This window comes from Comamonas denitrificans, assembly GCF_017368815.1.
In the GTDB taxonomy this organism is placed as follows: domain Bacteria; phylum Pseudomonadota; class Gammaproteobacteria; order Burkholderiales; family Burkholderiaceae_C; genus Comamonas; species Comamonas denitrificans.
This window is the reverse complement of the sequence record NZ_JAFNME010000017.1, coordinates 1-19,462: the sequence shown is the minus strand read 5'-3', so window position 1 is coordinate 19,462 and position 19,462 is coordinate 1. Positions and strand designations below refer to the sequence as shown.

The window sequence follows — 19,462 nt, the reverse complement described above, 5'->3', positions numbered from 1 at the left end:
TTTTGCATTTCCAATGCGCAAACCTCAACTTCAGTTGGGGTTTTTTTATGTCTGAAAAAGACAAAAAAAGTATTTTTTAGTTGCAAACGATTACACTGCAGCCGAACTTTTGTTGGATGAATCAAGCTATGTCTTTGTGGCCGCGCACGCTCAAGCAAAAAACCATTTTGGTAGTGGTGTTGGTTGCCTTGTTAGCGCTGGGCAACGTTGTGACCCTGCAAGCCATGCTGCGCCGATTTGATGACATTGGCGCTACGGTGAACTTGGCTGGAAAAATGCGCATGCTCAGCCAGCGCATTGCGTTAGAGGCATTGGCCGAGAATCTCGCCCAAGGGGGCAATTGGCCCGAAGTGCAGGAGCGCTACGCAAGTTTTACGGAGTCTTATACCGCCTTGCGCCAGGGGGGTATAGCCTATGGCTTGGCAGTGCGCCCGGTTGATCCGCTATTTACCCCCACTTTGGATCAATTGCACCACGCTTGGCAGCATTTCCAGACGGTCGTCAATGCCGCCCACGCCACCATTCACGCACAAAACAACCTTTCACGCATCCAAGTACTGGAAATCATGGCCGCCAGCGATGATTTATGGGCACATTCTGAGAATTTACTGAATCAATTAGTTGAATTTTCTGGCCAAGTTCAACAGCGTGCTTTATGGGCTAGTTTTTTGCTGTTTGGAATCGATATTTTTGTCTTATTGATTGGATTTTTTATAATTCAATTGCGGGTTTTGCGCCCTGTGCAAGAAATTTCTGCCCAATGTGCAGAAATGATCGTAGGTAACTACAGCATACGAAATAAAATAACTGCCAGCGATGAGCTGGGACAATTGGCCGCAGTATTAAATCAGGCCGCAGAACAAATCGAAAAATTATTGCTCGATATCGCTACCGAACGCAGCGCAGTAGCGCAAATGCAGGCCATGTTCAATGGTCTGGCTGAAAATGATGTGGCTGGCATTTATATGATTTCTTCTGAAATGAAGTTAATTTATGCCAATGATCAGCTGGCAACAATGCTCGGCTACTCGAAAGAAGACCTCACCAGCAATTTCGAGGCAGTACGCATGTTTGCACCCAAAAGCGGCGTTCTGGTACGGGCCAAGATTCTTGATCGTCTCGAAGGGCGTGCGCATTCTACGCGCTATGAAACCATAGCAGCTCACGCAAATGGAACAACATTTGACGTTGAAATTTTCGGTACATCCATGATGTACCAAGGGCAGCCCGCTATCATTGGCATGCTGATTGATATTAGTGCCCGCAAGCGCACCGAAGACTCCATGCGCCGCGCAGCCCTTGTCTATCAGCACACCAGCGAAGCCATGGTCGTGACGGACCCTAATGGTGTGGTGCTGGACATTAACCCTGCCTTTACCACTATCACGGGCTACCGTGCAGATGAAATTATTGGTCGCCGACTAAATATTATCAGTTCAGGGCGGCATGACCGTGATTTTTACAAAACTATGTGGGATGCTTTGAAAAAATCGGGCACATGGTCTGGAGATATTTACAATATCCGAAAAAATGGTGAAGAATACATTGAGCGCCTCACAATTACCACTTCCTTCAACACCGATGGCTCTATTAATAGCCATATTGGACTTTTTACCGATGTAACAAAATTACGACAGCGGGAGGCTGTTATTTGGCGACAGGCCCATTTTGATAATTTAACCCAGCTGCCTAATCGCCAAATGTTCCAGGAAAGTTTACTGAGTACAATTGAATTTTCTCGACGTGAGCAAAAAATATTTGCTTTGGTGTTTTTGGATTTAGACTTTTTTAAAGAAGTCAATGACACCTTTGGGCATGATGAGGGTGACGAGCTGCTTCGCCAAGTGGCTTCCCGACTGCAATCCTGTGTTCGCAGCACAGACTTGGTTGCTCGCCTCGGCGGTGATGAGTTTGTTTTGATATTACACAATACAAAGAGCAGGGAAGATATATTTTCTATCTGCAAAAAAGTTTTAGAAAATATTTCTAAGCCTTACAACTTAACCAATAATATTGTTAATATTTCTGTCAGTGCTGGAATTACTTTTTATCCTGAAGACGGGCAAGATGGGCGGACTTTGCTCAAACATGCGGATTTGGCGATGTACGCAGCAAAAGATAAAGGACGTAATCAATTTGCCGTATTTGATATTGAGATGGAGCAAGAAGCACAAAGTCGTCGTATGCTGCTACGTGATTTGCAAAAAGGTTTGGACAAAAAAGAGTTTTTGCTTTATTACCAACCCATTGTGGCAATGCAGACAGGGAAAATAGTCAAGGCAGAGGCTTTGATCCGCTGGGATCAACCTTTGCGAGGCCGGGTCAATCCCGGGGATTTTATTCCTCTGGCTGAAGAGTCCGGGATGATCGTTCCTTTGGGAAATTGGATTTTTAATGAAGCGATGCAGCAATTGGCTGTATGGCGTACTCAATATAAGTCCGATTTTTCAATTAGTGTGAACGTCTCACCGGTTCAATTATTAAGCACCGATTTAGATTGCAAGCAGTGGTTGGAAAAACTTGCACAACTTAAAATTCCAAGCCAAGCCTTGGTCATAGAAATTACCGAGCGCATGCTACTCGAATCCGACAAAATTAGTGATGAAAACATCAACACCTTGCAAACTGCAGGTATTGAACTGGCGCTTGATGATTTTGGAACGGGCTATTCTTCGCTGTCGTATTTAAAACGTTTTGATATTAATTACATCAAAATTGACCGCAGTTTTGTATGCAACTTGCACCGTGCTTCAGAAGATGTTGCCTTGTGCCAAGCCATCATCGTCATGGCGCACCAGCTGGGCATCCAAGTGGTTGCAGAAGGGGTGGAGACCCAAGAGCAGCACAGCATCTTGCTGGAAGCAGGTTGCGATTTTGGGCAAGGTTATTGGTACTGCAAACCCATCACTGCCGCCGAGATGACGCAGCGACTGGTACAAGAAAATTTAAAAATTTAAAAAAGTAGCTTAAAAAGTGGTTAGAATACTAGCTTAGTCGGAGCGTAGCGCAGCCTGGTAGCGCATCTGCTTTGGGAGCAGAGGGTCGCGAGTTCGAATCCCGCCGCTCCGACCAATAAAATCAAGGGTTTGCATCGTTTTGGTGCAAACCCTTTTGTCTAACGGATTTGCAATTGTCTAACGGACTGCTACAGCTTTGATAGCTTTTTGTGCCATATATAGTCGGCACTTTTGCTCTGAATAAAGTGACTGCCCAGTTGTTGAGCAGCCCAGATCACACTGAATCGCCCAGGATTTCCTAGACACCTTGGAGCCTCAGGAAGTGACGCCGCTCAAACTCGGCAGGCGGCAGGCCGTCAGCACTGGAATGACGACGTCTGGGGTTATAGAACATTTCGATGTAGTTGAAGACATCGCTGCGGGCAGCTTGCCGGGTGGCATAGGTTTTACGGCGGATGCGCTCACGTTTGAGCAACTGGAAGAAACTCTCTGCGACAGCGTTGTCATGGCAGTTGCCCCGTCGGCTCATGCTGGGCTGCAGTTTGTGGCTCTTGAGGAAGTCTTGCCATTCATGGCTAGTGAATTGGCAGCCCTGGTCGGAATGAACCAGCACCGTTTTGCTGGGCCTGCGCCGCCAGACGGCCATCAGCAAGGCATCCAAAGCCAATTGGGTGTCGATGCGGTTGCCCATGGACCAACCCACCACCTGACGCGAGAACAGGTCAATAACCACCGACAGGTACAGCCAGCCTTCGTGAGTGCGGATGTAGGTGATGTCCGTCACCCACGCCTGGTTGGGCATTTCCACCGAGAACTGCTGCTCCAGCACATTGGGTGCGACCACAGCAGGCTGGCCGCCTCGGGAGCTCGAGCGCCTGCGGTAACCCCGCTGGGCCTGCAAGCTTTCTTGCTTGAGCAGCTTGGCCACCCGGTGTTTGCTGCACTGCTCGCCCAGCTCACGCATGTCCAGGGTGAGTTTGCGGTAACCGTACACCCCACCGCTTTCCAGCTAGGCGTGCTTGAGCAAGCCCAGTAACCTGCGGTCGTCCTGGGTGCGGGCACTTTGCGGCTGCGACTTCCAAGCGTAGTACCCGCTGGGGTGCAGCCGCAAAGCACGGCACATGCGTCGCACGCTGTACAGAGCTTGGTGCTGAGCGATGAATGCGTACTTCAGCGGGACTGCCGCGCGAAGTACGCCGCCGCTTTTTTTAGGATGTCACGCTCCTCGGTGACCCGTTTGAGCTCGGCCTTCAGGCGGCGCAGTTCATCGCTTTGGCTCAGTTGCTGGGTGCGTGCTGCCAGCGGCATTTGGCGTTCACGCACCCATTTGTACAGGCTGTGGGTGCTTACGCCCAGGCGGTTGGAGACATCGGCCACGCTGTGGCCGTGGTCAAGGATTTGTTTGACCGCCTCGGTCTTGAATTCTTCGGGGTAACGTTGACTGCTCATACGGGCTCCTATTGGACAGGAAATAGGAGGCTCTCAACTGTCTACAAAACCCTGGGCGATTCAGGTCTTTGCTTTCTGAGCGCTGCATTTGTGCGTGATTCTTTGCCTTTTTCTACATTTGACATAATGCACATTGTATTTTTAAAAGTGTAGCAACAACAAAACTCCAAGTTGCTTGCACAAACCATGCTGGCATCCTTCGCAACGATAAAAAAAGCCCGGCAAAGCCGGGCATCAAGAAGGGTAAACAAAAAATCAGCGGTGGCCGTATTAGTGCAGCGCTAGCGAGCCAGCGGCCTTGCTTTTGCCAGCACGTGCGGGTGGATTGCACAGGCCGCATTCGTAGTGTTTGGCGTTTTCATACATTTCGCTGACAAACATGCCGGTGCACTTGCTGCACTGGGTGCGGGTGAGCATTTGTGCATCGACAAATTTCACCAAGCGCCAGGCGCGGGTAAAGGACAGCAGGGGCTCCAAGTCCAGCGCCTGCACCTGTTCGTTATACAGGCGGTAGGCTTTGGTGAGTACCTCAATCGCATCGGCATCTACGCCTTTGGAGAGGTATTCGTAAATATTCAGGAACAGCGAGCTGTGGATGTTTTCCTGCCAGGTCAAGAACCAGTCGGTAGAAAACGGCAGTTGGCCCTTGGAGGGGGATTTGCCCGCGATTTCTTTGTACAGGCGGATCAAACGCTCATACGACAAGCTGGTTTCCGATTCCAACACCTGCATGCGGGCCCCCATTTCGATGAGCATGGCGGCGCGCTCAATCTGGCGCGATTCATTGAGCACGCTTTTGGCGCTGGTGCTGGCATTTGCGCTGGCTGTGGTGGCAGACATGGCGGACTCCTTCGGGAAATGGTGCAAGGGGGCTTACAAAACTTCGGAAACACGGCCTGCCATGACGATGTTGGCGTGCAGGGTGTTCAAAGCGTCGTTGGTGTTTTTGTTGCTGCTGTGGTTGGTCAGCAAGCTCCAGACCATTTCATCGTCAGCGCGGAAGCTGCACAGCAAGGTGTTGCGTGAGGCCAATTTCAGCACCTGACCTGCCGACAGGGTCACCAGCAAATCGCAGGCTTCTTCACTCAGGCCCAGGCGGAAGATGGCTTCGGCCTTGTCCTGGCGAATCAGGTTTTGCGCCAGCATCAGGTAGGTGAGGTTGGCTTCGCGAATCTCGGCAAGGATTTGTTCGTTGGTCATGGTGCTTCCTGTCTTGAAAAAATGGCAGGTCGGCCTGCCTGTGGTGCGGTATTGGTTCCGCGCTGTTGTTGGAAGCAATTGTGGCCAAACAGGGGGGATAACTTAAGTCGGCGCTGGCCCATACCGCCTGTCAGAAATGCGGAAGGGGGTTTGTCAGATGCGGAGAAGGTGGCGTGTCAGATTTTTTCTTACAAAGAGCAAGCGCCACTGCCTGCTGCTGTTTTATTTTGTAGTGCTACTGTAACCGTAGCTGCTAACGCTGAAAGGCTGGAATAAACAGTGCTTTCGCCCCCAGCCTTGCCCTTTTACTGCGGGCCTTGCTATCAGTTTTAAATCTATTGTTAGCACGCTGCGCATCATCGCCCAGGTGGTCAAAGTTTGTCGGGGAAAAAGCGGGGCGCTTACGCCCCACTCTTGCCGACTGCGGTCCTTTGCGCCTGCCCTGCCCTCACAGCCCTTTTCAGGCTCCTTGGGCACACGGGCGGCTGGGGTCACTGCACCATTGGCTCCAGCTGCCGGCAAACAAGGCGGTGGGGGCAAAGCCGGCCACTTCCATGGCAATCAGATTGGGCACGGCGCTGACCCCGCTGCCGCACTGGTGCACCACGCTGGCCGGATCGCGCCCGGCAAGCAGCGCATCGAACTCGGCTTTGAGCAACTCGGCGGGCTTGAAGCGGGCATCCAGCGCAATGTTGTCGCTGAACGGGCGGTTCAGCGCACCGGGGATGTGGCCTGCCACGGGGTCCAGCGGCTCTACTTCACCGCGAAAACGCGCGGGGGCGCGGGCATCCACAATGGTTTGGGCCGCGCTGCCTAGCTGCGCTTGCACGGTATCGACGCTGACCAGGCGGCGCAGCGGCGTTTGCAAGGCAAAGTCGCCGGGCGCTGTGGGCACCGGGCTGCTACCGCTTTGCACGGCACCGCCAGCGGCTTGCCACACGGGCAAGCCCCCATCGAGCACGGCCACGGCCTCGTGCCCGGCCCATTTCAGCATCCACCACAGGCGGCCACAGTAGTTCACCCCCTGGCGGTCGTACACCACGGCTTGCATGGCGTTGTTAAAGCCGACGGAGCGCAGCCACGCCGCAAACGCTTCGCGGCTGGGCAGGGGGTGGCGGCCCCCGCTGGCGGCGGGGTCACCGGGGCGGGCACTGAGGTGCTTGTCCAGATCGGCATAGAGGGCACCGGGGATATGGGCCTCTTGGTATTGGGCCATGCCAGCGCTGGGCTGGGCCAGATCAAAGCTGCAATCGAACACCATCAACGGCCGACCGCTGGCCTGCAGGCTTTGCAGTTGGACGGCAGAAATCAACAGGGGGAAAGAAGGGGCAGAGGTCATCAACAAGCTTTCGGTGTGGGTTTGCGCATGGGATGGCGCGAAAGGGTACGAACGCTGCTGATTGTGCCCCCCGTTTTAACGCCCTGCGACTACGCTGGCAGGAACCGCCGCTGGGGTTGCAAGCGCTTTCTCGCGGGTGCGCAGCACCGTGGCGGCAATGCCGCTGGTGGCGACCAACGCCATGCCGGCCCAGCCCTGCCAGGGGATGGCATCATCAAACCAGACTAGGCTGTAGAGGCTGGCAAAAATCAGCCCGGTGTACTGCAAGTTGGCCACAACCAAGGTGGCCCGAGGGGTTTGCGCCAATGAGTACGCCCGCGTCATGCACAGTTGCCCGCCTGCGGCCAAGATGCCCACGGGCAAGAGCAGCAAGCTTGGGCCCAGCCCGGGCCACGGTGACACGCCCCACCCCAGCATGACGGCACCGCCACCCACGGCACAGCCCAGGCAAAAATAAAACACTGTGCGCGATTCTGGCTCGCCCGCCCGCGCCAGGGCGGACACCTGCATGTACGCCATGGCCGTCAAAACGCCCGAGGACAAACCGATCACCCCCGCCAGCCCGTGGGGCTGGGCGATATTGGGCCGCAGCATGAGCAGCACGCCGACAAACCCGAGCACGATGGCCCCCAACAACGCAATATTGAGCGAGCGCCGTGGCCCGGCATAACCGGGCCGCCACGTCCACAGCGCGCCGGCCACCAAAAACGAGGCGATCCATAGGCTGCTCATGTAGTTAAACGTCATGCCCGTGGCCAGCGGCATTTTGGTGACGGCATAAAACCAGCCCGACATGGCCAGCACCCCCACCAGTGAGCGCCAGCCATGCATCACCGGGTGGCGGGTGGCCAAGCCAATGCCTTGGCGGCGGGCCAGCCACCACACAATGGCCATGCCGATGATGCCCCGGTAAAAAACCACCTCGGCCGTGGTGAACGAGGCACTGGCGTATTTCACAAACACGCCCATAGTGGCAAATAAAAAAGCAGCTGCCACCATCCATAAAGCTTGCATAGTTGGGTTAAATATTTAATTAAATGTTATTTAATAAGCGCAAGCAGCTCTTTAAAAGATAGTTCATAGCCCTTTGAAAACGCTATATCGGCTTATTGAGATGCCGTCAATCGTAAAACTCCCTGGTTTTTATTGCTGGCACTGGGTCAATGGTTTTTCAATAGGGGTGCTATGGATAGCAAGGGGCACAATGGCCTGGCCCATTTCTTTCCAACGCCCCTCAGAAAGGATTTCGACCATGTCCCACACTCCCCACGCATTTGCTGCCACCCTCCAGCCGCTGGCCTTGGGCCAAGGTCGCCAGGGCCAGCTGTATTCCCTGCCCGAGCTGGCCAAACAGTTTCCCAACGTGGCGCGGTTGCCGGTGTCGCTGCGCATCGTGCTCGAAGCCGTGCTGCGCCACTGTGATGGGGCCAAGGTGCTGCCCGAGCACGTTGCCCAGCTGGCCAACTGGCAGCCCCAGGCCGAGCGCACCGAGGAAATTCCCTTTGTCGTCGCCCGCGTCGTGCTGCAAGACTTCACCGGCGTGCCCTTGCTGGTGGATTTGGCCGCCATGCGGGCCGCTGCCCAGCAACTGGGCAAAGCGCCCCAGGCGGTTGAGCCGCTGGTGCCGGTCGATCTGGTGGTCGATCACTCGATCATGGTGGACCACTACGGCACCCCGCAGGCGCTGGAGCAGAACATGCAGCTCGAATTTCAGCGCAACCACGAGCGCTACCAGTTCATGAAATGGGGCATGCAGGCCTTTGACACCTTTGGCGTGGTGCCGCCGGGCTTTGGCATCGTCCACCAGGTGAATTTGGAGTACCTGGCCCCCGGCATCCACCAGACCAAAGACGGCATCTGCTACCCCGACTCTCTGGTCGGAACCGACAGCCACACCACCATGATCAACGGCATCGGCGTGGTCGGCTGGGGCGTGGGCGGCATCGAGGCCGAAGCGGCCATGCTGGGCCAGCCGGTGTACATCCTCACCCCGGATGTGGTCGGCTTTGAGCTGACCGGCCAACTGCGCGAGGGCGTGACGGCCACCGACCTGGTGCTGACCATTACCGAGCGCCTGCGCCAGGAAAAGGTCGTCGGCCAGTTCGTCGAATTCTTTGGCGCGGGCACGGCCAGCCTGTCGGTGCCCGACCGCGCCACCATCGGCAATATGTCGCCGGAATACGGTGCCACCATGGGCTTTTTCCCGGTCGATGACAAAACCCTGGACTACTTCCGGGGCACAGGCCGCAGTGCGCAGGCCATTGCCGACTTTGAAGCCTACTTCCGCGCCCAGGGCCTGTTTGGCGTGCCCCAGGCGGGCGAGCTGAACTACTCGCGCGTGGTGACGCTGGATTTGTCCACTGTCCACCCCAGCGTGGCCGGCCCCAAACGCCCGCAAGACCGCATTGCGCTGGAGAACGTGGCCCGCCAATTCGACCAACTCTTTAGCGCCCCGATGGCCGACAACGGCTTTAACCTGCCCGCAGCACGGCTGGGCCAGCGCTTTCCCATCGAATGCGGCGCAGGCGGCCCAGCAGACAACAGCGCCAGCGCCGACCTGGGTGCCCCGCGCTCCGTGGTCGAAATGGACAGCAACCGCCCTACCCTCAGCAGCGCCCACAGCGCTGAGCACAAGCCTTCGGCGTGCGAAATCGACGGCTCTCAGGCCGCCAGCCAGGGCATTGCCGATGGCGATGTACTCATTGCCGCCATCACCAGCTGCACCAACACCAGCAACCCCAGCGTGCTGCTGGCCGCCGGGTTGCTGGCGCAAAAGGCGGTGGCAGCAGGCCTGACGGTGCAGCCGCACATCAAGACTTCGCTGGCCCCCGGCTCGCGCGTCGTCACCCAGTATTTGACCGAGACCGGCTTGCTGCCTGCGCTGGAAAAACTCGGCTTTGCCCTGGCCGGTTACGGCTGCACCACCTGCATTGGCAATGCGGGCGATTTAACGCCTGAGCTGAACGATGTGATTACCCGCAACAACCTGGTGTGCGCCTCGGTGTTGTCGGGCAACCGCAATTTCGAGGCACGGATTCACCCCAACATCAAGGCCAACTTTCTCATGAGCCCGCCGTTGGTGGTGGCCTACGCCATTGCCGGCACGGTGCGCCTTGATCTGCAAAAAGATCCGCTGGGCATTGGCAAAGATGGGCAGCCGGTGTACCTGCGCGACATCTGGCCCAGCAACCAAGAGGTGCAGGCCCTGGTCGCCAGCGCCATGCAGGGCGAGGCCTTCCGCGCCAACTACGCCAAGGTCAAGACCGAACCTGGCGCTCTGTGGGAAGCCATCACGGGTGTCACCGGCGACACTTACGATTGGCCCACCAGCACCTATATTGCGCAGCCGCCGTTTTTTGACGATTTCACCCTCACGCCGGACACCACCTCGCCCGCACAGCCCATTCGCAGTGCCCGCATCATGGCGCTGTTTGGCGACTCGATCACCACTGACCACATCTCTCCCGCTGGGGCCATCAAGGAAAGCTCGCCCGCAGGCCAATGGCTCAAAGCGCACGGCGTAGCCAAAGCCGATTTCAACAGCTACGGCTCGCGCCGGGGCAACCACGAGGTGATGATGCGCGGCACCTTTGCCAACGTGCGCATTAAAAACCTGATGATTCCCCCGCTAGCAGGCGGATCGCGCGAGGAAGGCGGCGTGACGCTGTACTACAGCGGCGATGGCAAGGGCGGCATCAAAAGCGAAAAAATGCCCATCTACGATGCCGCCATGCTCTACCAGGCGGCCGGCACGCCCACGGTGATTTTTGCGGGCGAGGAATACGGCACCGGCTCCAGCCGCGATTGGGCCGCCAAGGGCACGCAGCTGCTGGGCATTCAGGCGGTGATTGCCAAGAGTTTTGAGCGCATTCACCGCTCCAACCTCGTTGGCATGGGCGTGCTGCCCCTGCAGTTTCTACCCGGCGACAGCTGGGAAAGCCTGAACCTGCAAGGCAACGAACGCGTCGATGTCATCCCCCAGGCCGACCTGGCCCCGCAAAGTCTGGCCCAGCTCATCATCCACCGCGCCGATGGCACGCAGCAGCCACTGAGCGTGAAACTGCGCATCGACACCCCCATCGAAGTGCAGTACTACCGCCACGGCGGCATCCTGCCATTTGTGCTGCGCCAGTTGTTGGCCGATTAGCCCCACAACCCCTGCATACAAAAAGGCGACCTCTTGAGGCCGCCTTTTTTGTTGGCGTTCACGTCAGTCAGGCTGGCATACAAGAAAACAGCGAAGCGCAACAAAAAAAGCGGATGGGGATAGTAATGAGTAATGGCCCTGTTTTGCCCTACTCACAACAAAACAATGTCGTACTGCTCTTGACCCAAGCCGACTTCAGCCTGCAGGGAAATGGGTTTGCCAATGAAGTCGATCAGGCCCGCCAGATGCTGGCTTTCTTCTTCCAGGAGCAGATCAATTACATCGGCATGGGCGACGATGCGAAACTCTTTGGGGTTGAACTGGCGCGATTCGCGCAGAATTTCGCGCAGAATTTCATAGCACACAGTGCGTATGGTTTTAACGCTGCCCTTGCCTTGGCAGGTTGGGCAGGCCTCGCACAGCAAATGTGCCAAAGATTCACGCGTGCGCTTGCGTGTCATCTCCACCAGCCCGAGGTGCGAGAAATTGCCCGCCATGGTTTTCACACGATCGCGGGCCAACTGCTTTTTAAATTCCGCCAATACCTGGGTGCGGTGATCGTCGCGGCTCATGTCAATAAAGTCCACGATGATGATGCCGCCCAGATTGCGCAGCCGCAGCTGCCGGGCGATGGCCTGCGCGGCTTCCAAATTGGTTTTGAAGATGGTGTCGTCAAAATTGCGGGCACCGACAAAGCCGCCGGTGTTCACGTCCACAGTGGTCAGTGCCTCGGTCTGGTCAATGATGAGGTAACCGCCCGACTTCAGATCAACGCGTTTGCCCAGGGCTTTGGTGATTTCTTGGTCAATCGAGTACAGGTCAAAAATGGGGCGTTCGCCCTTGTAGAGCTGCAGTTTTGCTGCCGCAGCCGGCATAAATTCTTGGCCAAATGCCAGCAAATGATCGAATTGCTCGCGCGAATCAATGCGGATGCTGTTGGTGTGCTCGCCGACCATGTCACGCAGTACACGCTGCAGCAGGTTTAAATCTTGGTACAGAAGCGATAGCGGCGGCAAGCGCTGGGCACTGGCCTTGATTTGTGCCCAGGCTTTGCGCAGGTAGGCGATGTCCTCGGCCAATTCATCATCCTGGGCATCTTCGCCATTGGTGCGCAAGATAAACCCTCCGCAAGGCGTTTGGGCACAGCTGCTTTCGGCCAAAGCTTGCACCCGTTTGCGCAAAGCATCGCGCTCTGGGGCCGGGATTTTTTGGGACACACCAATGTGGTCATCTTGGGGCAAAAACACCAGCAACCGCCCGGCAATGCTGATCTGAGTCGAGAGCCGCGCCCCCTTGCTGCCAATGGGGTCTTTAATCACCTGCACCATGATGGGCTGGCCTTCAAACACTTGGCGCTCAATTGGCTCGGGCGCTTCGCGGGCGAACATGGGCGCTTCGCCGCCCTCTTGGCGGTGCCAGACATCGGCCACATGCAAAAAGGCGGCCCGCTCCAGGCCAATATCAATAAACGCCGATTGCATCCCCGGCAGAACCCGCGCCACCTTGCCCAGGTAGATGTTGCCGACCAGGCCGCGCTCCAGAGTGCGCTCCATGTGCAGCTCTTGCACCGCGCCGCTTTCCACGATGGCGACGCGGGTTTCCTGGGGAGCCCAGTTGATGAGGATGTCTTGTTGTTGCATAAATTTTATTAATGAGTTCGCCCGAGTCTAATTGCGCCAGCCAGGCTATTGCAGTGTGCAAACAATAAAGCACGCGACCGGGATGGCTCGCGTGCTGTTACGTGATCTAAGGAATTAATTGCCTATCCTATTTTTGCGGATTATTTTCAAGCAATTACAAGTAATTACACCGATTACACCCGTTATAAATTGTTTTGAAAGAAATCTTCTCTACACTCCCCCGCAGATTTGTCGCCGCTTTTTTTAAAAAAATCTTACAACGCACGCTTTGATCTTACAAAGCCAAGCACACGACGGACCACTGCCTATTCATGCTGATTTTTCTCGCCCCGCTTGCCTTGCTGGCAGCACTGTGGCTATGGCACCCGCTGCTGCGCACGGGGAAAAAATATTACGCCATCGCCGTCATCGCCACCGCCATTTTGGGGGCTTTGCCTGCGATGCTCATTTGGGCCATTCGCAACACAACAGTGAGCTATACCGCCATTGCTTATTTGCAAGTACCCGCTGGTTGGTTGTTTGCCAGCATCGCCGGTGCCTGGGCCGTGGCGGTGCTGCGCGATACGGTGGCTGTGCTGGGCAAGATGTTGCGCTACCCCGGGGTGGCCAAAATCCTTTGGCAGCCGCACTACACCTTGATTGTGATGAGCGCCATGCTGCTGGTCTGCGGCCATGGGGCCATTCAGGGCCTGCGGGTGCCCGCAGTGCGTGAGCAAGAGCTGCCCCTGGCCAAACTGCCGCGCGAACTCGATGGCTTGCGCATTGCGGTGATTGCCGATTTGCACGCCAGCCCCATCAACAACGCGTTTTATGTGCGCGAGGTGGTCGAGCGCACCAATGCGGCCAAGCCCGATCTCATCGTCTTGCCCGGGGACTTGGTGGATGGCGATGTGGCCACCCAAGCGCAAAACATTGCCCCGTTGGCCGATTTGTATGCACCGCATGGCGTTTGGGTCGCCCCCGGCAACCACGAGTACTACAGCGGCTTTGACGACTGGGCCAAGGTGTTTGGGCAATTGGGTCTGCCCTATTTGGTCAATCAGGCCCATACGGTGCAGGTGCGTGGCAAGCGCTTAACGCTTTCTGGCGTGGGCGACCCGGCGTATGCCCAAAGCCACAACAATGGTGGTGGTGTCCCCCCCGATATCGTGAGCGTGGCGCAGCAGGCCCAGGCGCAGCAAGCGCAGTTTCATATTTTGCTGGGCCACCAGCCCAAAATGGCGCGTGAGTACGCCGCCCAGCACAGCGTGCATTTGCACATTGCAGGCCATACCCATGGGGGGCACATTCGTGGGTTTGACCAATGGGTGGTTGCCCCGTTTAACAAGGGGTTTGTCCGAGGTCGTTACACCGTGGGGGATATGACCTTGTTCGTCAGCAACGGCGCAGGATTGTGGGCCGGTTTTACCCAGCGGCTGGGGGTGCCTGCAGCGATTGATGTGCTGGTTTTGCGCAGCACGCAGTAAGAACGTGTTCACGATCTCCTCATGGGTGTGTGGGCGCGGCTTCGGGCGGTCTGCGTCGTTGCAAATCCTCGCAATAGCCAAGCTATTGCTGTGGTTTGCGCCTCGCAACCCATCCCGAACCGCGTCCCCACACCTTCATTCGAGATCATGAACACGTTCTAAGGCTCTGTACAAGTTAAAAGCGACAAGCTCCGAACGCGCGGCTGGGATGCTCCCTAGCGCCCGGGTGATGGCCATCGGGCAAGGAAAACTTATTTAACTATATAATTAAATAGTTAAATAATTTGCAATTTGATCTATGGTCTCCCCAACGCCCTCCACCACCGCTACCCCCTCGTCCTTTCAAGCCCGCAACCTGAGCTTGCTGGTCGCCGCGCAGGCGTTGGGTGGGGCATCGCCCCCGATCATCATTTCTTTGGGGGGCTTGGTGGGGCAGCAGCTTTCGAGCAACCCAACGGCCACCACCTTGCCCGTCAGCATCTACCAACTGGGCTTGGCGCTGTCCACTTTGCCGGCCGCTTGGCTCATGCAGCGGCTGGGGCGGCGCTGGGCCTATGTGCTGGGGGCGGTGCTGGGCGTGGTCTCGGGCATCATCGCTGCGCAGGGCATTGCACAGTCGGACTTTGTGACCTTTTGCATTGGCACCGCCTTGGCCGGGTTTTACGCCGCCTGTGTGCAAAGTTACCGCTTTGCCGCTGCGGATGCGGTGGGCGCGCCCCACCTGCAGGCCAAGGCCATCTCGCGCATCATGGTTGGGGGCTTAATTGCCGCCATCATCGGCCCCCAGGTGGTGATCTGGACGCGCGATGCCCTGCCAGCCACACCTTTTGCCGGCAGCTTTTACAGCCAGGCGGCATTGGCAGCGCTGGCGTTGCCCATCTTGCTGCTTTTGCGCCTGCCCGCGCCGCAAAAGCAAGCCATTGTCGGCACGGCCCGACCGTTAAAAGCGATTGCCGCCACGCCGCAATTCATCGAGGCCGCCGCCGCAGGCGTGATCAGCTATGGGTTGATGGCTTTTTTGATGACCGCCGCCCCCATGGCCATGGTGGGCTGCGGGCACAGCGTGGGCGAGGCTGCCCTGGGCATCCAGTGGCATGTGCTGGCCATGTTTGGCCCCAGCTTTTTTACCGGGCGGCTGATTGGCCGCTTTGGCCAGCGCAAAATCACCGCCTTGGGCTTGGTGATGATTGCCGCCTCGGGCCTGCTGGCGCTGATGGGCGAAGGGCTGTCGGAGTTTTGGGGCTCGCTGATTTTGCTGGGCGTGGGGTGGAATTTTGGCTTCATTGGGGCCACGGCCATGCTCACCGCCTGCTACACCCCGGCCGAGCGCACCAAGGTGCAGGCGTTGAATGACTTTTTGGTGTTTGGCACGGTGGCCATAGCCTCGTTTGGCTCAGGGCAATTGCTGCACAGCGTGGGCTGGAGCGGCATCAACATCGGCATGCAGCCCCTGGTGGTGATCGTGCTGGCCATCATGGCCTGGCAAGCACGCAAAATAAAGAGCTAGACGCGCTTTACCAGTAAGCGTCAAAGCACTATTTGACTGTTTTTTTTATTCAGGCAACAAGGGGGGCAGCGCAGGTCGCTACACTTGGCAGCCATCATGCCCTCCTCCATGTCTACCGTCTTTAATTTCACCTTTGTGCCCTGGTTTCGCTCGGTGGCACCCTACATCCATAAGTTTCGCCAGCAAACTTTTGTCGTCGGCATCACCGGCGAAGCCATTGCTGCGGGCAAGCTGCAAGCCATCGTGCAAGACCTGGCCATGATCCAGGCCATGGGCGTAAAAATTGTGCTGGTACACGGTTTTCGCCCACAGGTGAACGAACAACTGCGCCTGAAAAACCACGAGCCGCAGTACGCCGCCGGCATGCGCATTACCGACAGCATCGCCCTGGATTGCGCCCAAGAGGCTGCCGGCCAACTGCGCTACGAAATCGAAGCTGCCTTTAGCCAAGGGCTGCCCAACACCCCCATGGCCGGGGCGCGGGTGCGGGTCATGTCGGGCAACTTTTTGACCGCCCGTCCGGTGGGCATCGTCGATGGGGTGGATTTTCAGCACACCGGGCTGGTGCGCAAGGTCGATGTTGAAGGCATCCGCCGGGCGTTGGAGTCGGATGCCATGGCGCTGATCTCGCCCTTTGGTTTTTCGCCCACGGGCGAAGCCTTCAACCTGTCGATGGAGGAGGTAGCCACCCGCGTGGCCAGCGAGCTGCAAGCGCACAAGCTGATTTTTCTGACCGAAGTGCCCGGCGTTGCCACCGACCCGCTGCTGCCCATCAGCGACGACAACCCGATTGATACCGAAATTTCCCTGGCCACCGCGCGGCGCATGCTGGCGCAACTGCCCCCTGCGGAAAAGCCCACCGACACCAGCTTTTACCTGCGCCATTGCGTGCGGGCCTGCGAGCATGGCGTAGAGCGCAGCCACATCCTGCCCTTTGCCGTTGATGGTGCCCTGCTGCTAGAGATTTACGTCCACGACGGCATCGGCACCATGGTGATTGATGAAAAGCTTGAAGAGCTGCGCGAGGCCACCATTGACGACGTGGGCAGCATCATCCAGCTGATCGAGCCCTTTGAGAACGACGGCACCCTGGTCAAGCGCGACCGCACCGAAATCGAGCAAGACATTGCCAACTACACCGTCATCGAGCACGACGGGGTGATCTTTGGCTGCGCCGCCCTGCACCTTTACCCCCACGGGGCGGACGGCGAAATGACCGCTGAAATGGCCGCCGTCACCGTCTCCCCCAAAAGCCAGGGCACGGGCGATGGGGAAAAGCTGCTCAAGCGCATCGAGCAACGCGCCCGCGCCCAGGGGGCGAAAACGCTGTTTGTGCTGACCACCCGCACCATGCACTGGTTCATCAAGCGCGGCTTTGAACCGGTCAGCCCCGATTGGCTGCCGCAAGAGCGCAAGGCCAAGTACAACTGGAGCCGCAAAAGCCAGGTGCTGGTGAAAAATTTGAAATAACAGGAGTTGTATGCGCCCGTCCACCCCCTCCCGCACGCTTTGCGCTCTGGCGCTGGCCCTGCTGACGGCCTGCAGCACGGCGCCCCGGCCGCCCTCGGCAGCGCTGCTGCCCCCCACCCCAGCCACGGCCCAGGCCGCCGCAGCCTACGACGCGGGCATGGACGTGTTCCACCCCGTGGTGGCAAAAAATGGCATGGTCGCCACCGAGCAGGCCCTGGCCACGCGCATTGGCCTAGAGGTGCTCCAGAGCGGTGGCAACGCCGTAGATGCCGCCGTGGCCGTTGGCTTTGCCCTGGCCGTGGCCCTGCCCAACGCGGGCAACATTGGCGGCGGCGGCTTCATGCTGGTGCATGAGGCGGCCAGCGGCCAAAGCGTGGCGCTGGATTTTCGCGAAACCGCCCCGGCCAGCGCCCAGCGCACCATGTACCTGGATGCCCAAGGCCAGGTGATCGACGGCAAATCGCTCTACACCCACCATGCCGTTGGCGTGCCCGGCACCGTGGCGGGCCTGACCCACGCCCTGCAGCAATGGGGCACGCTGCCGCTGGCGCATGTGCTGCAACCGGCCATTGATTTGGCCGAACAGGGCTACCCGGTCAGCACCACCTTGGCCCAAGCGCTGGAACGGGCCCAAACCACCATGGGTCGCTGGCCCGCCACCCAGGCCATCTTCTGGAAAAACGGCGCTCCGCTGCGCGCGGGCGAGCGGCTGGTGCAAAAAGACTTGGCGCATTCGCTGCGCCTGATCGCCCAGAACGGGGCCAAGGCGTTCTACGAAGGTGAGATCGCCCAGAAAATCGCTGCCGAAATGGCCCGGCACGGCAGCCCCATGACCCTGCACGACCTGCGCAGCTACCGGGTGGTAGAGCGCGAACCGGTGCGTGGCAGCTACCGGGGCTACCAGATCGTGACCATGCCGCCGCCCTCCTCCGGCGGTGCCCACCTGGTGCAAATGCTGAATATTTTGGAGCGCTGGCCGCTCAGGGACTGGGGGCCCAACAGCGCCCAAACCGTTCACCACATGGCCGAAGCGATGAAACTGGCCTACGCCGACCGCGCCGAGTACCTGGGCGATCCGGCCTTTGTCAGCGTCCCACTGGCCGGTCTGACCTCGAAAAAATACGCCGATACGCTAGCGCAGCAGATTCGCCCGGACAGTGCCCGCAGCGCCCAGACGATCAAGCCCGGCCAGCCGCTGCCCTTTGAGAGCGACCAAACCACCCACTACTCGGTGGTGGACCAGGCGGGCAACATGGTGGCCGTGACCTACACGCTGAACACCAACTTTGGCAGTGGCATCGTGGCCGCAGGCACCGGCATTTTGCTGAACAACGAAATGGATGATTTCTCCGCCAAACCTGGCGTGCCCAACGCCTACGGCCTGGTCGGCGGCGCTGCCAACGCCGTGGCGCCCGGCAAACGCCCGCTGTCGTCCATGACGCCCACCCTGGTGCTCAAAGACCAGCAGCCCTGGCTGGTCACCGGCAGCCCCGGCGGCGCGCGCATCATCACCACCGTGCTGCAGCAAATCGTCAATGGCATCGACTTTGGCATGAACCCGGCCGAGGCCGCCGCCACCGTGCGCTTTCACCACCAGTGGATGCCCGACGAGCTGCGCGTGGAAAAAGGCTTCTCGCCCGACACGCTGCACCTGCTGCGCCAAAAGGGCCAGAACGTGGTCGTCAAACCCGCCATGGGCCGCACCCAAACCATTCAAGTGCAAGGCCAGGCGCTGTGGGGCTACTCCGACCCGCGCAACCCCGACGGGCTCACCCTGGGCTACTGAGCCACCACCGACAACCGAAGCTGCGCAGCAAGCGAGGCGGCTTTCGTTACCCCAACCTCACCGTCAGAGCGCAGCCCCACTAACAGGCAAGTCGCCTCCCGTCTGACTCACCGCAGTTGTCCGAGCGCAGCGCCCAACGGGCGCGTAGCGAGTTCTGCGGTGCCCAAGCTGCGCAGCACGCTTTCTTTGCTGACTTTCTTGCGCGCGCAAGAAAGTTAGTCGCCTGCCGGGGCGAAACCCGGCCAGCAGCCCCAAAAATCAAAAAACAAAGCTGTTACCGCCAACAAACATAAGCTTTAAAGCATTAAAACCATAAAACATCAATAAATATCAGCGCAAACAGCTCTTTTAAAAGAAGCACCACCAGGCCAGCACCTGATGTTGTCCCCGTATTCCCGTCCCCGTCCTAGTCGCAATAAAGCGCCTGGTCCATCGCCGGTTCCTGGCGCACTTGTGCAGCCCGCTGCCTCCTGAACTCCCGAGGCGAGCGCATTTTCAGCG

At 58.0% G+C, this 19,462-nt stretch carries 11 protein-coding genes, 1 tRNA gene and 1 pseudogene; 7 read left to right on the top strand and 6 right to left on the bottom strand.

The genetic code is table 11. The annotated features are described in order from the left end of the window. Positions 1–128: 128 nt before the first annotated feature. The gene (locus J1777_RS08840; protein ID WP_242700468.1) at positions 129–2,957 is read left to right on the top strand and encodes an EAL domain-containing protein; all 2,829 of its coding nucleotides are present in this window, start codon (positions 129–131) and stop codon (positions 2,955–2,957) included. Between the two features lie 38 nt (positions 2,958–2,995). Next, positions 2,996–3,072, top strand: a tRNA-Pro gene (locus J1777_RS08835). A gap of 183 nt (positions 3,073–3,255) precedes the next feature. On the opposite strand, the pseudogene J1777_RS08830 reads toward J1777_RS08835, so the two are convergent. The 5 genes and pseudogenes from J1777_RS08830 to J1777_RS08810 form a co-directional block, all read right to left on the bottom strand. Beyond that, positions 3,256–4,406: pseudogene (locus J1777_RS08830) on the bottom strand (IS3 family transposase). Positions 4,407–4,676: 270 nt separating this feature from the next. Next, positions 4,677–5,246 carry a flagellar transcriptional regulator FlhC gene (gene flhC / locus J1777_RS08825; RefSeq protein WP_207575387.1) on the bottom strand — a complete coding sequence of 190 codons (570 nt, stop codon included), beginning with the start codon at positions 5,244–5,246 and terminating at the stop codon, positions 4,677–4,679. Positions 5,247–5,279: 33 nt separating this feature from the next. Next, entirely contained in the window at positions 5,280–5,606 is a 327-nt protein-coding gene (gene flhD / locus J1777_RS08820) for a flagellar transcriptional regulator FlhD (RefSeq protein WP_207575386.1), read from the bottom strand. Positions 5,607–6,066: 460 nt separating this feature from the next. Beyond that, positions 6,067–6,945 (bottom strand): sulfurtransferase, encoded by an 879-nt coding sequence (locus J1777_RS08815; protein ID WP_207575385.1) that lies wholly within the window; start codon positions 6,943–6,945, stop codon positions 6,067–6,069. Between the two features lie 75 nt (positions 6,946–7,020). After that, on the bottom strand, positions 7,021–7,959 hold the full coding sequence (locus J1777_RS08810; protein WP_207575384.1) for a DMT family transporter: 939 nt from the start codon (positions 7,957–7,959) through the stop codon (positions 7,021–7,023). Positions 7,960–8,197: 238 nt separating this feature from the next. On the opposite strand from J1777_RS08810, the gene J1777_RS08805 reads away from it, so the two are divergent. After that, positions 8,198–11,092 (top strand): aconitate hydratase, encoded by a 2,895-nt coding sequence (locus J1777_RS08805; RefSeq protein ID WP_207575383.1) that lies wholly within the window; start codon positions 8,198–8,200, stop codon positions 11,090–11,092. Between the two features lie 152 nt (positions 11,093–11,244). On the opposite strand, the gene rng is transcribed toward J1777_RS08805, so the two are convergent. Further along, complete coding sequence (gene rng / locus J1777_RS08800; RefSeq protein ID WP_207575382.1) at positions 11,245–12,732, bottom strand: ribonuclease G; 1,488 nt, start codon at positions 12,730–12,732, stop codon at positions 11,245–11,247. Positions 12,733–13,043: 311 nt separating this feature from the next. On the opposite strand from rng, the gene J1777_RS08795 reads away from it, so the two are divergent. The 4 genes from J1777_RS08795 (at position 13,044) to ggt (ending at position 18,961) form a co-directional block, all read left to right on the top strand. Continuing rightward, positions 13,044–14,198, top strand: coding sequence for a metallophosphoesterase (locus J1777_RS08795; RefSeq protein WP_242700467.1), 1,155 nt, complete (start codon positions 13,044–13,046; stop codon positions 14,196–14,198). 298 nt (positions 14,199–14,496) lie between these two features. Continuing rightward, complete coding sequence (locus J1777_RS08790) at positions 14,497–15,705, top strand: MFS transporter (RefSeq protein ID WP_207575381.1); 1,209 nt, start codon at positions 14,497–14,499, stop codon at positions 15,703–15,705. Between the two features lie 108 nt (positions 15,706–15,813). After that, positions 15,814–17,175, top strand: coding sequence for an amino-acid N-acetyltransferase (argA, locus tag J1777_RS08785; RefSeq protein ID WP_207575413.1), 1,362 nt, complete (start codon positions 15,814–15,816; stop codon positions 17,173–17,175). 10 nt (positions 17,176–17,185) lie between these two features. Then, positions 17,186–18,961 (top strand): gamma-glutamyltransferase, encoded by a 1,776-nt coding sequence (ggt, locus tag J1777_RS08780; RefSeq protein ID WP_207575380.1) that lies wholly within the window; start codon positions 17,186–17,188, stop codon positions 18,959–18,961. The last annotated feature ends 501 nt before the right edge of the window (positions 18,962–19,462 follow it).

Coding starts and splice junctions, on each gene's coding strand:
- argA (WP_207575413.1), top strand. CDS start 15,814: ATGTCTACCGTCTTTAATTTCACCTTTGTGCCCTGGTTTCGCTCGGTG.
- J1777_RS08795 (WP_242700467.1), top strand. CDS start 13,044: ATGCTGATTTTTCTCGCCCCGCTTGCCTTGCTGGCAGCACTGTGGCTA.
- J1777_RS08815 (WP_207575385.1), bottom strand. CDS start 6,945: ATGACCTCTGCCCCTTCTTTCCCCCTGTTGATTTCTGCCGTCCAACTG.
- rng (WP_207575382.1), bottom strand. CDS start 12,732: ATGCAACAACAAGACATCCTCATCAACTGGGCTCCCCAGGAAACCCGC.
- J1777_RS08790 (WP_207575381.1), top strand. CDS start 14,497: ATGGTCTCCCCAACGCCCTCCACCACCGCTACCCCCTCGTCCTTTCAA.
- ggt (WP_207575380.1), top strand. CDS start 17,186: ATGCGCCCGTCCACCCCCTCCCGCACGCTTTGCGCTCTGGCGCTGGCC.
- J1777_RS08840 (WP_242700468.1), top strand. CDS start 129: ATGTCTTTGTGGCCGCGCACGCTCAAGCAAAAAACCATTTTGGTAGTG.
- flhC (WP_207575387.1), bottom strand. CDS start 5,246: ATGTCTGCCACCACAGCCAGCGCAAATGCCAGCACCAGCGCCAAAAGC.
- J1777_RS08810 (WP_207575384.1), bottom strand. CDS start 7,959: ATGCAAGCTTTATGGATGGTGGCAGCTGCTTTTTTATTTGCCACTATG.
- flhD (WP_207575386.1), bottom strand. CDS start 5,606: ATGACCAACGAACAAATCCTTGCCGAGATTCGCGAAGCCAACCTCACC.
- J1777_RS08805 (WP_207575383.1), top strand. CDS start 8,198: ATGTCCCACACTCCCCACGCATTTGCTGCCACCCTCCAGCCGCTGGCC.